This window comes from Tabrizicola sp. (assembly GCF_041913445.1).
Taxonomy (GTDB): domain Bacteria; phylum Pseudomonadota; class Alphaproteobacteria; order Rhodobacterales; family Rhodobacteraceae; genus Tabrizicola.
In genome coordinates this window covers 39,110-53,359 of the sequence record NZ_JAYSFG010000020.1, presented here as the reverse complement: position 1 = coordinate 53,359, position 14,250 = coordinate 39,110, and the positions used below count along the sequence as shown (strand labels likewise).

General features: G+C 67.8%; 12 protein-coding genes. 7 read left to right on the top strand and 5 right to left on the bottom strand.

Annotated elements, in window-relative coordinates:
* Positions 1–258 precede the first annotated feature (258 nt).
* Positions 259–1,623 (bottom strand): ammonium transporter, encoded by a 1,365-nt coding sequence (locus ACE3Q6_RS18165; RefSeq protein WP_374435537.1) that lies wholly within the window; start codon positions 1,621–1,623, stop codon positions 259–261.
* A 28-nt stretch (positions 1,624–1,651) separates the two neighbouring features.
* Positions 1,652–1,990: a P-II family nitrogen regulator gene (locus ACE3Q6_RS18160; RefSeq protein WP_137111689.1), complete on the bottom strand. Its 339-nt coding sequence runs from the start codon at positions 1,988–1,990 to the stop codon at positions 1,652–1,654.
* A 275-nt stretch (positions 1,991–2,265) separates the two neighbouring features.
* On the opposite strand from ACE3Q6_RS18160, the gene ACE3Q6_RS18155 reads away from it, so the two are divergent.
* Both ACE3Q6_RS18155 and ACE3Q6_RS18150 read left to right on the top strand, forming a co-directional pair.
* A complete protein-coding gene (locus ACE3Q6_RS18155) occupies positions 2,266–4,563 on the top strand; it encodes a transglycosylase domain-containing protein (RefSeq protein ID WP_374435535.1) in 2,298 nt (765 codons plus the stop codon).
* 112 nt (positions 4,564–4,675) lie between these two features.
* Positions 4,676–5,665 (top strand): sensor histidine kinase, encoded by a 990-nt coding sequence (locus tag ACE3Q6_RS18150; RefSeq protein ID WP_374435532.1) that lies wholly within the window; start codon positions 4,676–4,678, stop codon positions 5,663–5,665.
* Here ACE3Q6_RS18150 and ACE3Q6_RS18145 read toward each other — a convergent pair.
* Complete coding sequence (locus tag ACE3Q6_RS18145; protein ID WP_374435530.1) at positions 5,662–6,270, bottom strand: phospholipid-binding protein MlaC; 609 nt, start codon at positions 6,268–6,270, stop codon at positions 5,662–5,664. The two genes, ACE3Q6_RS18150 and ACE3Q6_RS18145, sit on opposite strands and share 4 nt — an antisense overlap.
* Positions 6,260–7,099, bottom strand: a complete 840-nt coding sequence (locus ACE3Q6_RS18140; protein ID WP_374435528.1) for a VacJ family lipoprotein — start codon at positions 7,097–7,099, stop codon at positions 6,260–6,262. The genes ACE3Q6_RS18145 and ACE3Q6_RS18140 overlap by 11 nt, the downstream gene beginning before the upstream one ends.
* Before the next feature lie 150 nt (positions 7,100–7,249).
* On the opposite strand from ACE3Q6_RS18140, the gene ACE3Q6_RS18135 reads away from it, so the two are divergent.
* The 4 genes from ACE3Q6_RS18135 (at position 7,250) to ACE3Q6_RS18120 (ending at position 12,429) form a co-directional block, all read left to right on the top strand.
* On the top strand, positions 7,250–8,989 hold the full coding sequence (locus ACE3Q6_RS18135) for a type I secretion system permease/ATPase (RefSeq protein ID WP_374435524.1): 1,740 nt from the start codon (positions 7,250–7,252) through the stop codon (positions 8,987–8,989).
* Positions 8,986–10,281, top strand: coding sequence for an HlyD family type I secretion periplasmic adaptor subunit (locus ACE3Q6_RS18130; RefSeq protein WP_374435521.1), 1,296 nt, complete (start codon positions 8,986–8,988; stop codon positions 10,279–10,281). The genes ACE3Q6_RS18135 and ACE3Q6_RS18130 overlap by 4 nt, the downstream gene beginning before the upstream one ends.
* Before the next feature lie 149 nt (positions 10,282–10,430).
* On the top strand, positions 10,431–11,390 hold the full coding sequence (locus ACE3Q6_RS18125; protein WP_374435519.1) for a hypothetical protein: 960 nt from the start codon (positions 10,431–10,433) through the stop codon (positions 11,388–11,390).
* Positions 11,362–12,429 (top strand): endonuclease/exonuclease/phosphatase family protein, encoded by a 1,068-nt coding sequence (locus ACE3Q6_RS18120; protein WP_374435516.1) that lies wholly within the window; start codon positions 11,362–11,364, stop codon positions 12,427–12,429. Before ACE3Q6_RS18125 ends, ACE3Q6_RS18120 begins: the two co-directional genes overlap by 29 nt.
* Here the strand turns inward: ACE3Q6_RS18120 and ACE3Q6_RS18115 are convergent.
* On the bottom strand, positions 12,393–13,283 hold the full coding sequence (locus ACE3Q6_RS18115) for an epimerase (protein WP_374435514.1): 891 nt from the start codon (positions 13,281–13,283) through the stop codon (positions 12,393–12,395). The genes ACE3Q6_RS18120 and ACE3Q6_RS18115 overlap by 37 nt on opposite strands.
* Positions 13,284–13,372: 89 nt before the next feature.
* Here ACE3Q6_RS18115 and ACE3Q6_RS18110 point away from each other — a divergent pair, with 89 nt between their 5' ends.
* On the top strand, positions 13,373–14,239 hold the full coding sequence (locus ACE3Q6_RS18110; RefSeq protein WP_374435512.1) for a LysR family transcriptional regulator: 867 nt from the start codon (positions 13,373–13,375) through the stop codon (positions 14,237–14,239).
* Positions 14,240–14,250 lie beyond the last annotated feature (11 nt).

The following is a 14,250-nucleotide window of genomic DNA, read 5'->3' as shown; positions in this document are numbered from 1 at the left end:
GTGGCGGGTCGGATGCGGAGGCACGGGGCTGGCGCCGTCCGGGGACGTGGTCAATCCATGCGTTTCAGGGTCGTTGGGCACGACCTTGCGAGGCGACTCGTCTATGACGCGGGACCGGCGGGCGAAGCGCCGCCAACGTGACCGCGACGCCCCAGACCCGAGCTGCGGCAAAGGAGAACGGCCCGCGGGCGGAGGTCCCGCGGGCCGTCTGGTCTGGTGGCGGGCCGGGAGGAGGAGGGCCCGCCGCCGGTCGTCCGCTTACGAGTGGTAGGCCTGCTCGCCGTGGGTGGTCAGGTCGAGGCCCTGGCGTTCCGTGTCGTTGTCGACGCGGAGGCCGATGGTCATGTCCACCAGCTTGAAGGCGATGAAGGACACGATGCCGGACCAGACGATGGTGATCAGCACGCCCTCGATCTGGATCCAGAGCTGGGACATCATCGCGTAGTCGTCGCCCTTGACCCCGCCGAAGGCCGCCGCGGAGAAGACCCCGGTCAGGACCGCGCCGACGATGCCGGCGACGCCGTGGATGCCGAAGACGTCCAGGCTGTCGTCGTACTTCATCTTCAGCTTCACCACGGTGACGAAGAAGTAGCTGGCGAGCGTGGCGAGGACGCCGAGCGCGATGGAGCCCATCGGACCGACGGTGCCGCAGGCCGGGGTGATGGCGACGAGGCCGGTCACCATGCCCGAGGCTGCGCCCAGCATCGAGGCCTTGCCGCGCTGCAGGCCTTCGATCGCGCACCAGGCCAGCGTTGCGGACGCGGTGCAGATGAAGGTGTTGATCATCGCCAGCGTCGCGCCGCCGTTTGCCTCGAGGTTGGAGCCGACGTTGAAGCCGAACCAGCCGACCCAGAGCATCGAGGCGCCGATCATGGTCATGACCATCGAATGCGGGGCCATGTTGTCCTTGCCGTAGCCGATGCGCGGGCCGATCACGAGGGCTCCGACCAGGGCCGCGATACCGGCGTTGATGTGGACCACGGTGCCGCCGGCGAAGTCGATGGCGCCCTTGCCGAAGAGATAGCCATTCGCGTCCCAGACCATGTGGGCGATCGGGAAGTAGGAGAAGGTGGCCCAGAGGACCGAGAAGACCAGGACGGCCTTAAACTTCACCCGTTCGGCGAAGGCACCGATGATCAGCGCCGGCGTGATGGCCGCGAAGGTCATCTGGAAGGCGATGAACAGGTATTCCGGGATCACGTAGCCGGCCGAGAAGGTCGCCGACATGCTGTCCACGGTGACGCCCGACAGGAAGAGCTTGGCCGTGCCGCCCCACCAGGGCGAGGTCGATCCGCCGAAGGCGAAGGAATAGCCGTAGATCACCCAGACGATCATCATCACGCAGGCGATGACGGTGGTCTGCATCAGGATCGACAGCATGTTCTTCGCGCGGACGAGGCCGCCGTAGAACAGCGCGAGGCCGGGAATGGTCATGAAGAGGACGAGGACCGTCGAGATCATCATCCAGCTCACGTCGCCCTTGTCCATCACGGGGACGACTTCCTCGACCACCTCGGCGGCGGCTTCGGTCGCCTCGGTCGTCGCTTCCTGCGCCCAGGCGGGCAGGCTGGCGAAGAGCGTCGCGGCCAGCGCGCCAAGGCCAAGTTTCGTTTGCATGCTCATGTCAGGTTTTCCCTTTTCCCCCACCGCGTCAGAGCGCGTCGTCATCGGTTTCGCCGGTGCGCACCCGCACGGCGTGTTCTACGTCCAGGACAAAGATCTTCCCGTCGCCGATCTTGTCGGTCTTGGCCGTCTTCTGGATGGTCGCCACGACCTGGTCGGACAGGGCGTCAGAGACGACGATCTCCAGCCGGACCTTCGGCACGAAGTTCACGGCATATTCGGCACCGCGGTAGATCTCGGTGTGACCGGACTGGCTGCCGAACCCCTTGATCTCGGTCACCATCATCCCGCGCACGCCGATGGCGGTCAGCGCCTCGCGGACCTCCTCGAGCTTGAACGGCTTGATTGCTGCAATGATGAGCTTCACGTGCTTCCCCTCTCTTGTGCGGCATCCAGGGCGTGGACCCCTCATGCGGCATGGGGCGGGGAATGCTGCGGCCGCACAAGGAACCGGGCGGCGCTGGGGGTGTTGTCCGGGGGTATAAGTGCACAATTTTTGCACTCGTGAGTGCATGTGCCCAATTCTTGGGCGGCGAAGCGACGCGAATCGTCGTGGGGCCGACTTCGCTTTCCCGCAAATCCGGGATAAGGTCGCGGATTAAAGGGGGCCGGAACGGCCCGGTTCCGAGTGGCAGAGCAGGCATGGCAGCGAAAGATCGGGGGCGTCGCCCCCTTGTTGCAGACAAGCGGTATGCGTCCTCGCGCGCGGCCCCCTCGGGCGGCGGGCCGAAGAAGCCTGCGCCACCGCCACGCCAGCCCCGCAAGCGCGTTCGCGCCGCCCGGCCACGTCGGCAGCACGGCTTTCTGGTCGGCCTCGTCCTTGCCATCTGGCGGGTGCTCTGGGGCATCGCCTGGCGCGGCACGGCGATCGGCGCGCTAATCCTGGGCGGGTTCGTCTGGTATTACTACGCTCAGCTCCCGGAACTGGAGGCCGTGGTCGACGGCCGCGCGCGCGGGTCGGTCACCATGCTCGACCGCGAGGGCGAGGTCTTCGCCTGGCGGGGCGAGACCTTCGGGGGCATGGTGACGGCAGAAAGCGTGTCACCCTACCTGCACGACGCGGTGGTGGCGACCGAAGACCGGCGCTTCTACTGGCACTTCGGAATCAGCCCGCGCGGCATCGCCAGCGCCATCCGGATCAACCTGTCCGAAGGACGGGGGCCGTTCGAGGGGAACGGCGGCTCGACCATCACGCAGCAGACGGCCAAGCTTCTGTGCCTGGGAGTCCAGTGGGACCCGACCCAGTGGAAATCCGAGGCGGATTACGAGAAGGACTGCCGCACCGGGGGCATCTGGCGCAAGCTGAAGGAAGTGCCCTTCGCGATGGCGATGGAGGCGAAGTATTCCAAGGAAGAGATCCTGACGATCTACCTGAACCGCGCCTACCTTGGCGCGGGGGCACGGGGCTTCGAGGCCGCGGCGCAGCGCTATTTCGGGAAGTCGGCCAAGGACGTGAGCGCGGCCGAGGCGGCGATGCTGGCGGGCTTGCTGAAGGCTCCGTCCACTTTCGCGCCGACGTCCAGCCTGGAGCGGGCGCAGAACCGGGCGGCGGTGGTCATCGGGCTGATGGAGGAGCAGGGCTACCTCACGAAGGCCGAGGCGGACGAGGCGCGGGCCAATCCGGCCACCCTTTCGAAGGCCGCCAAGCAGAAGTCGGGCGGCTACTTCGCCGACTGGGTGATGGAGACGACGCCCGACTACCTGGCGCGGGACACGACCGAGGACGTGGTGATCCAGACGACCCTGGACCAGGACATGCAGCGCAAGGCCGAAGAGGCGCTGGCCTACATCTTCGAGAACAAGGTCAAGGAAGGGTCCGAGGCGCAGGCCGCGATCGTGGTGATGAGCTCGGACGGCGCGGTGCGCGCGATGGTGGGCGGGCGGAACACGCCCAACGCGGGCGACTTCAACCGGGCGACCCAGGCGCTGCGGCAGACGGGGTCGACCTTCAAGCCGTTCATCTATGCCGTGGCGATGGACCTTGGCTACAGCCCGATGGACTATGTCGAGGACACGCCGATGTGCATCTACACGGCCGGGTCGGGCGACTGGTGTCCGCAGAACTATGACAAGGAGTTCAAGGGCCAGATCACCCTGACCCAGGCCCTGGCGGAAAGCCGGAACATCCCGGCGGTGCGGGTGTCCGAGGCGGTGGGGCGGGACCTGGTGAAGCAGGTGGCGACCGACTTCGGCCTGGCGCAGAACTTCGCGGACGGTCCGGCGCTGGCTCTGGGGGTGTCGGAATCGACGCTGATCGACATGACGGGGGCCTTCGCGGGCATCCTGAACGGCGGCTCCTCGGTCACGCCCTATGGGTTCGACGCGCTGACGCTGAAGGGGATGGACGAGCCGCTCTTCGGCGCGGGCGGCGGCATCGGCGAGCGGGTGATCAGCGAAAAGGCAGCCCATGCGCTGACCTACATGATGACCGAGGTGCTGAATTCCGGCACCGGCGGCCGCGCCCGGCTGGACGACCGCGAGGCGGCGGGCAAGACCGGCACGACGCAAAGCGCGCGGGATGCCTGGTTCGTGGGCTTCACCGCGGATTACGTGGTGGGCGTCTGGATGGGCTATGACGACAACCGCCCGCTTTCCGGCGTCACCGGCGGGGGCCTGCCGGCCGAGATCTGGCACGAGGTCATGGTGCGGATCAACGAGGGCGTCGAGCCGAAGCCGCTGGTCAAGGACATTCCCGAATCCACCTATGCTCCCATCGATCCCGGCACGACCGAGGGGGCCGTGATGGCCGAAGACGTGCCCTATTTCGACGACCCGAACGCGCCGCAGTTCGACGAGGTCTATGTCGATCCCGAGACGGGCGAGAACATTCCGGTCTATGACGGCGCGCCGCCCGAGGGGGCGGTTCAGGAAGGTCCGGTCGAGGGCACGCGCGGAGATCTGGTGGATCAGTTGCTGGACGGTGTCCTGAGCGGCAACTGAAAATTCCCTAACACAAAATTTACGGAACACTGGAACCAGTTGCGCCCGTCTGGCGTTCAGGTGGCGTCATGCAGCGCGCCACTGCCATTTGAACGAGTAATCGGGGACACTCATGGTGGCGTCTAATGTCGATCTATCCGTCATTCGCGAACTGCCCGCCTCGATCATGGTGCTGGACCGCGACCTGCGGTTCGTGACGGCAAGTGAGATGTATCTGCAGACCACGGGCCGGAAACTGGACGATCTTGTCGGCCGCTATCTTTTTGACGCCTTTCCCGAAAGCGAAGCCCGGCGGAAGCCGCTGGAAGACTCGATGCGGCGCGCGCTGGCGGGGGAAGGCAATGCGATCGAGAAACTCTTCTACAGCATCCCGGACCCGCAGGACCTGTCACGGATGACCGAAGCCTGGTGGCGCTGTCGGCACAACCCTCTGGTCGGACCGGACGGCAGCATCGGCCATGTCGTGCAGATCACCGAGAACATCACCGCGCAAGTGCAGGCGGAACTGCAGAAGGACGCCATCGCGCATGAACTGCAGCATCGGGTCGGCAACCTGCTGGGCCTGGTGCAGGCGATCGCGCGGCGGACCGCCGGATCGACCGAGGACCTGCAAGATTTCCTGCACCGCTTCGACGACCGGATGCAGTCGATGGCGCGCACGCACTCTTATCTCATCGGCACCAACTGGAACCGCATGTCGGTGGACGAGGTCGTCTCGCGCCAGCTTCTGCACGGGCACGGCGACCTTGCGGCGCAGATGACGATCCAGGGCGACGAGGTGGTGCTGAAGGCCAGCGAGGCGCAGATGCTGTCGATGGCAATTCACGAGCTGACCACCAATTCGCTGAAATACGGGGCGCTGAGGGACTCGCGGGGGCGGCTTGCGGTCTCGTGGTCGCCTCTGGGCGGAGAGGGACTTCGTTTCAGCTGGATCGAAAGCGGTGTCGGGCCCGTGGCGCCTTCGGGGCGGAACGGCTTCGGCTCGATGATCCTGGATACGATCCTGCCGTCGCAGTTGGGCGGCAGGGCCAGTCGCACCTTCGGTCCCGACGGCCTGCACTATGCCCTGACGGTCGAGCGTGGAGCCGCGCCCCCGCCCTAGAGCGTCTTGAGATCCGCGATCAGCCGGTCGAGGTCGCCGCCGCGCTGGTCCAGAAGCGCGCCCATCTCGGTGCGTTCCGAGGCGAGCATGTTCACGCCCTCGATGATGATGTTGAAGAAGAGGTCCTTGCCCGACTTGTCGCTGACGTGCCAGCGCACCTCGAACGGGGCTTCGCCCTTCAGGCGGGCGGTCGAGATCACCTCGTAGTAGCTTTTCACGGCCCGCGCCTCGGCCACGTCGATCTGCCCGCCCTGGAATTCGCGGAACCGGCGGCCGTACTTGCGGCTGATGTAGCCCTGGAAGGCCTTGGTATAGGCCGAAAGCTGGCCCTTGGAGGCCGAGCGCGCCGCCGTGCCCAGGACCGAGCGGGCGATGGTCGGCACGTCGGCATAGGTGACGAAAAGCTTTTCGAAGTCTTTCAGCATGGCGGCTTCGGACTTGCCGGAATTGATGATCGAGTTGACCGTCGCCACCGTCTTGTCGACCAGCGCCTTCGCGGCATCGGCGCTAAGAGCCAAGGCGGGCCGGGGCAGAGCCGACAGCGCTGCGGCGGTGGCGAGGCCTACCGCAAAGGCGCGGCGGTTCAGGATCATGTCACTCGGCATAGGGGTCCTCGTAGGGGTCGATGAAGCCGTCGTCCGCAGGGGCGGCGGCAGGAGTGTCCGTGGCCGTGTCGGCGTAGGGATCGATGAAACCGTCGTCACTCGTTCCGGCCGCGGCGCCGCTCGCCTGCCCCAGTTCGAACCGCCGGTTCTGCAGGTAGAGAAGCCGCGCCTGAGCGTAGCTGTCCGCGCTGTCATATAGAAGCGAATCCACCGTGTTCGAGAACCGGTCGCGATCACCAAGGCGTGAGAAGACCTTCAGGACCGTGGCGGCCATGGCTTCTTTCTCGGGCAGCGCCAACCGGACGGGGTTCAGCGCCAGGTCAACCACCGAGCCCACGGTGTCGCGCACGGTCGAGGGGCCGGACAGCGGCACCTCGAGGTAGGGTCCTTCGCCCACGCCCCAGACATGCAGCGTCTCGCCGAAATCGGTGGGGTTCTCCGGGAGGCCCAGTTCCGAGGCGACGTCGATCGTCCCGCCGAGGCCGAAAGTCAGGTTGGTCGCCAGCCGCAAGGTGTTCTCGGCCGCCTTGACCAGCCGAAGCTGCAGAAGGTTGTTGGCGATGTCGCCTGGCAGGTCGAGCGTGTCAGCCACGTTCCCCACGGCGCGCTTCACGGGCTCGGGCACGACGCCATAGCCCTTGGAGGCCGGGCTGAGCAGCGCACTGTCGACGCCCTTGTTGAACGCATGGACCTTGCGGTTCGCAGGCTCGAACGGGTCGTTGATATCCCCCGAGGGCGCGGCACCGCAGCCCGCAAGACCCGCGACCACAAGAACCACCAGCGACCTGCGCAGGTTCTGTCCGGAAATAAAGGAAATGTTCAGATCCATGATCCTACTGTGCGGCCAATACGCCGCTAAGCATAGTCCTGCGCCGGCGTTGGCAAGCCATAAGGCCGTGAAGTGTCCAACACAACGGCGAAGCGTGGCAGGGACAACGCGGCTGGCAGGAACACGCCAAGTTCAAGGGGGACATGGCCCGTGACGACAGTGCCCGATCTTGCGCCCGGACTGGACGAGCTCGCCGCCGCCCGCGCCGTGTCGCGCCGGGCGGTCTGGATCGCCTTCCTCTTCTCGGCGCTGGTCAACCTTCTGATGCTGACGGCGCCGCTCTACATGCTGCAGGTCTATGACCGGGTGCTCGTCTCGCGCTCCGAAGAGACGCTTCTTGCCCTGTCGCTGCTGATGGCCTTCCTGTTCCTGCTGATGGGCCTTCTGGACCATGCGCGGGGCCGGATCATGGCGCGGGTTGGGGCCCGGCTGCAGGCGCAGCTTGACGCGCGCGTCGGCGCGGCGGCGGTCCGCAGGCTGGCGGTTGCCCCCGACGATCCCGCAGCCCGCAACGCCCGGCATGACCTCGACGCGCTGGCGCGGTTCTGGGCCTCGCCGGTGGTGCTGGCGATGTTCGATGCGCCCTGGGCCCCCGTCTTCGCGGCGGCGATCTTCGTCTTCCACCCCTGGCTCGGCTGGCTCGCCCTGGCCGGCGGCCTGGTGATCGTCGGTCTCAGCTGGCTCAACCAACGTGCGACCGAACGGCCGGTGCAGACCTCGGGGCTGGCCGCGCAGTCGGCCGACCGCCAGACCGAGAGGCTTGCTGCCGAGGCCGAGGTCATCCAGGCGCTCGGCATGACCCGGGCCGCGCTTCTGCGGGTGGCAGCGTGGCGCGACTGGGCGCTGGCGGCAGGGCTGCAGGCCTCGGACGCGGCGGGGCGCTACACGGTGCTGATCAGGACCTTCCGGCTTTTCCTGCAGTCCGCCATGCTGGGGCTCGCCGCCTGGCTTGTCCTGCGGCAGGAGCTTTCGGCGGGCGCGATGATCGCGGCTTCGATCCTGATGGGGCGGGCCCTGCAGCCCGTCGAACAGGCGGTCGCCCAGTGGTCGGTCCTGACCCGGGCGCGACAGGCGCGGCCGCGGCTTGCCGCACTTCTCTCTGCCGTGCCGGAAAAGCTTGCCGCCACGCCCCTGCCCCGACCGCCCGCGATGGTCGAGGTGCGCGGTCTGACCCTGCTCCCGCCCGGGGGGGACAGTCCGATCCTCCGCGACATCGGCTTCAGGCTGGGGCCCGGGCAGGCGCTGGGGGTGATCGGGCCTTCGGGGTCCGGCAAGTCCTCGCTGGCGCGCGCGCTGGTCGGGGCCTGGCACCCCTCGGCCGGGCAGGTCCGCCTGGGGGGTGCAACACTTGACCAGTACGACCCCGAGATGCTCGGCGCCCTGGTGGGCTATCTGCCGCAGCGCGTGGCCCTTTTCGACGGCACGGTCGCCGAGAACATCGCCCGGTTGCAGCCTGACGCCGACCCCGCCCGCGTCATTGCGGCGGCCGAGGCGGCGGCGGCGCACGCGATGATCCTGCAGCTTGACCAGGGCTACGATACGATGCTGTCGGCGCAGGGGGGCAGGCTTTCCGGCGGGCAGATCCAGCGCATCGGGCTGGCACGGGCAGTCTACGGCGACCCCGTGCTTCTGATCCTGGACGAGCCGAACGCCCACCTCGACAACGAGGGGGCTGAAGCTCTCGCCCAGGCGATCCGCCAGGCGAAGGCGAAGGGGGCGGCCGTCGTGGTCATGGCGCACCGGCCCGCCGCACTGCAGGACTGCGACCTCCTTCTGGTGCTGAACGGAGGCGCGGCGGCCGCGTTCGGTCCGCGCGACGCGGTCCTGCGGCAACTGGTCAGGAACGCCGGCGACATCGCGCGCGCGCCCGCCGCTGCGGGGGTCGCATGAGGGCGGATCTCTCGATCCGCGGCCCGGTGATCCTGGGGCTCGCCGCCAGCCTTGCGCTGGTCCTGGGCTTCGGGCTCTGGGCCACCACCGCGCGGCTTGCGGGGGCGGTCGTCGCCCAGGGCAGGGTGGAGGTGGAGCGCCACCATCAGGTCGTCCAGCATCCCGACGGCGGCGTGGTGGCCGAGATCCTGGTGGCCGAAGGCGCCAGCGTCCGGGCCGGAGATCCGCTTCTGCGCCTGGACGTGGCGGCGCTGCGGTCGGACCTCGCCATCGTCGAGGGGCGGCTGGCCGGGCTGCAGGGCCAGGCCGCCCGGCTTGAGGCCGAGCGGGATGCGGCCGGGGCGGTCCGCTTTCCGCCCGATCTTCTGGCCAGGGCCGCAGGGCAACCGGCGCTGGCGGCACAGCTGCAGGGACAGACCCGCCTGTTCCAGGCGCGGCGCGCGGCCTTCGAGGAAACGCAGGCGCTGCTACACCAGCGGCTGGACCAGATCGTCGCACAGGCCCAGGGACTTTCGACGCAAGTGGCCGCGTTGCGGGACCAGTTGGAGCTCGTTGAGGCAGAGCTTTTGGTGCAGCGCGACCTCCGCGCCAAGGGCTTGGCGCCGGCCGGACCGCTTCTGGCGCTGGAACGCGAACGGGCGCGGCTTGCCGGGCAGCTGGGGGCGCTTGATACCGATGCCGCCCGCAGCGATGTCCAGATCACCGAGACCGAACTGCAGATCGCCGAGCTTGCGAATGCGCGGCGCGAGGCCGCCCTGGCCGAGCTGCGCGAGATCGAGGCGGCCGAGCTGGAACTGACCGAAAGGCGCAAGGCGCTTCTGGACCGCATCGACCGGCTGGAGATCCGGGCCCCGGTGTCCGGCATCGTCCTCGGCCTTCAGGTGACCACACCCCGCGCCGTGCTGCGTCCGGCCGAACCGGTGCTGCAGCTGGTGCCGCAGGACCGGCCACTGGTGATCACGACCCGCATCGAACCGATCCACATCGATGAAGTGAAGGTGGGCCAGCCCGCGGAGCTGGTCCTGTCCGCCCTGCCCTCCCGCGTGACGCCCCATCTGCGGGGCACGGTGGTCCGGTTGTCGGCCGATGCCCTGCAGGACCCGACGACCGGGGCAGTCCAGTATCTGGCAGAGCTCGAGCTCGACGCGGGCGAGCTGCAGCGGTTGGACGACGGGGTGCTTTTGCCGGGAATGCCAGTCGAGGTCCACCTTCAGACCGGGACACGCACGCCCCTGGCCTACCTGGTCCAGCCCTTCACCGCCTATTTCAACCGCGCCTTCCGCGAAAGTTGAACCCGCGCCACACCGGAAAAGATTGTGCGGCGAAACTGCACGACTTCGGCCATTCGACCTAGACTGACCCTGAAATGGCCACAAAGCTTGGTGTAGATGCGCAGGAACCAGGGCGAGTCGGCTGAGGGCGATTGGAATTGGGCGGAATTGTGGCAAACGGCACCGCATTGATCGAGGGGTTGCGCAGCAAGTTGCGCCTGACCGCGGTCGTTTCGACCGACGGCTGGGCGCGGACCTGGCTCTCGCGGGCCATGGCAGCCGCCGTTCGCGCCTTCCTGGTGATGATCCTCATCGTGGTGCCCTCGGTCATCCTGCCGGGTATCGGGACCGACACCAAGCAGATCGTGGCGCTGGTTGCGCTCTTCGGCGGGGCGCTCGTCTTCTTCGAATACAACGCCGTCTACCCCAGCCTGATCGAGTTCCGCGACGGCGCGCCCTACAACCGCATCCGCTATCTGATGATGCTGACCATCGTGGTCATCCTGTCGGCCATCGTCGCGGATCTTGAACATTCGACCACGGTGTCGCGCTTCTTCCACGCGGTCGGCCTTCTGATCGGCACCTCGCTCGACTTCCCCTATTCGCCGGTCCGGCTGGTCAGCTACATGCTGGACGCCAATGCCACCCCGGCGCAGATCGCCCAGGTCAAGATCGCCGCCGCGACGGCCTATCTGATCTCGCTCTTCTCGCTGGCGCTGTTCGTCATCGTGCTGAAGCTGGTCGGCTGGCCCTCGACGAAGGCCGCGTTCAACGTCTGGGTCAACCTGCCGACGTTCGAGCCGACAGCGGGCGGCGATGTGGTCGACCGGCTGGTGCGCGACTCGCACATGAACCTGGCGGTGGGCTTCCTGCTGCCCTTTGTGATCCCGGCCATCGTCGCGCTCCTCACTGCGGGCATTCCGGCCGAGACGCTGACCTCGCCGCAGACGCTGATCTGGGCGATGGCGCTGTGGGCCTACCTGCCGGCGGCGCTGATCATGCGCGCGGTCGCAATGGCGCGGATCGCCGACATGATCCGGATCAAGCGCGCCGCCAAGCTGGCCGTCCTTGGCGCGATCGAGCCGTCGAGGCTGGACCGCGATGCCGATGACGAGGACGACGATCTCTAGCCGTCTGGGTCTTCTGCTCGCGCTTTTCGCCGCGCCCGCGGCCGGCGAGACGTTGCGGGTGGCCACCTGGAACGTGGGGCTTGACCGGGCCGGTCCCGGGCTTCTGGTCAAGGATCTGGTCGAAGGCGAAGCGCAGGTCGAGGCCGTGGTGCGTGTGCTGGCGGCATTGCAGGCGGACGTGGTGCTGCTCACGTCGGTCGACTACGACCGGGCCGGCGTGGCGCTGGGGCTCCTCGCCGAGCGGTTGGCCGACGCCGGGAGGGACTATCCGTACCGCCTGGCCTTCCGGCCGAACACCGGGATGCAGACCGGGTTCGACCTGGATGGCAACGGTCGGATCGGGGACCCCCGCGACGCCCAGGGCTTTGGCCTGTTTTCGGGCAACGCCGGCATGGCGGTGCTGTCGCGCCTGCCCATCGACGGCGAAGGGGCGCGGGACTTTTCGGATTTCCTCTGGCGCGATCTGCCCGGCGGGCTGTCCGGCGACCCGGCTGACCTGGCCGCCGTGCAGCGGCTGGCAACCACAGGCTTCTGGGACGTGCCGGTGACGACCGCCTCGGGTTCCCTGCACCTTCTGGCATGGCACGCGACGCCGCCAGTTTTCGACGGACCCGAGGACCGCAACGGCCGCCGCAACCATGACGAGGCGGCGTTCTGGCGGCTGTTCCTGGAGGGCGCGTTGCCGATGCCTCCTCCCGATGCGCCGTTCCTGCTGTTGGGGGACGGCAACCTGGACCCCGCCGACGGCGACGGGCGGCGCGAGGGGATCGCGGGGCTTCTGGCCCATCCGGCGCTGCAGGACCCGCAGCCAAGGGGTAGTCATGGCCGGGTCGAGCCTGCGCATGTGGGCGACCCGGCGCTGGATACCACGCTTTACGACGACCTTGGCGGGTTGCGGCTGGATTATGTACTGCCCTCGGCGGATCTGACGGTCAGCGATGCGGGCGTGCTCTGGCCGGCGCCGGACGATCCCTTGTGGCCCGACCTTGAGGCCGCCTCGCATCACTTCCCGGTCTGGGTGGAGATAACCCTGCCCTGAAGGTGGCGGGCGATCACCGTGTCGAGGTCGGTGTCCTGCCAGTCGGGCAACCAGCGCCGTAACGGCTCGGGGTCCAGCCGGTGGGGATGGTCGTAGAGATAGAGCATCTCGCGCAGTTCGCGCGCCAGTTCCCAGAAAGGGCTGGCCAGGGTGAAGATCCAGCGCGGGAAGGATTTGATGCGCATCGGACGGCCCGTCAGGCGGGAAATGCGGGAGGCGAGGTCGGAAATGGTAAAGGCGTGGCCCGCGAAGGGGATGTCGGCGTAGGCCGGAAGGGCATCGCCCATGGCGACCAGGGCCACCGCCGAGCGGGCCATGTCGGGGAGGTAGGCATAGGCGTGAAGCGCCTCGGGGTCGCCCAGTGTCGTGACCTTGCCCTTCGCCACCTCGCCCAGGATCAGGCGGTTCATCACCATCTGCGGCGCCTCGGGCAAAAGGAAGTCGCCACCGCGCAGGAGGATCGTCCGCTGGCCCTGGTCCGCCGCGGCGCGATACTGCGCCTCCATCTCGGCGCGGATGCGGCCCTTGCGGGCGACTGGGCGATGGGGCGTGTCGGCGTTCCAGGGGCCGGGTTCCATGCCGTAGGGGTAGACGTTGCCGGGCACCAGAATCGTCGCGCCAGAGGCCTTTCCGGCGGTAAGGACCTGGGTGGTGATCTGGGGGATGAGTGTGTCCCAGTCGTGGTAGGCAGGCGGGTTCAACCCGTTGACGATGAGGGCTGCGCCTTTCGCTGCGGCAATCATGTCCGTCCCGCGCTGATAGCGGCGGACGGTCCAGCCGGCGCTCTCCAGCGCTTTCGCCACTTGCCCGCCGAAGCCTCCGGATGCGCCAAGGATCAGTGCTGTCTGTATCATCGTGATCTCCTTTTCCACGGATATGCCGGGCAGGTGGCGCAAATGGAATTGCATGAAATCGCCCATCCGGTTTTCATTTTTGAATGGAAATGCCCGACTGGACCCTGATCCGTTCGTTCCTGGCCGTGGCCGAGGCCGGGTCGCTGTCGGCTGCTGCCCGCGCGACGGGGATCAGTCAGCCGACGCTGGGCCGTCATATCCAGGCCATCGAGGCGGCGCTGGACGTCGCCCTCTTCACCCGCACCGCGCAGGGGCAGGCGCTGACCGAGGCGGGGCAGGCGCTGCTTCCTGCCGCCCGTGCAATGCAGGCGGCGGCAGAGCTGACGCTGACGGCCAAGGGCCACGCGGCGGGGATCGAGGGCACGGTGCGGATCACGGCCAGCCGGGTGGTCAGCCATGTGATCCTGCCGAAGGTCCTGGCCCGGATCCGGGCCGAGGAGCCGGGGATCCAGATCGACCTTGTCCCCTCGGACACGACCGAGAACCTCCTCTTCGGCGAGGCCGACATCGCGCTGCGCATGTACCGCCCGACGCAGCCCGACCTGGTGGCCCGGCAGATCGGAGAGCTGCCGCTGGGGCTTTACGCGGCGAAATCCTACCTTGACCGGAAGGGACGACCCGCCAGCGTGGACGATCTTCTGCAGCATGACTTCATCGGACAGGACCGGCTGGACCAGATCATCCGGGTGATGCGGCAGATGGGGATGGACGTCGGGCGAAGCTTCTACCCCGTCCGCTGCGACGACCCGTTGACCTATGTGGAACTCGTGCGCGCGGGCTGCGGGCTGGGGGGCATCCTGCGGGTCATCGGCGATGGGGATCCGGGCCTTGAAAGGATCGACGTGATCCCCGACCTGCCGAGCCTGCCCGTCTGGCTGACCGCTGCTCCGCGCCTACGCCAGTCGCCCCGTTTGCGGAGGGTGTGGGACATCCTTGCCACCGCCTTCCCCGCTTGAAGTTTTCGGGC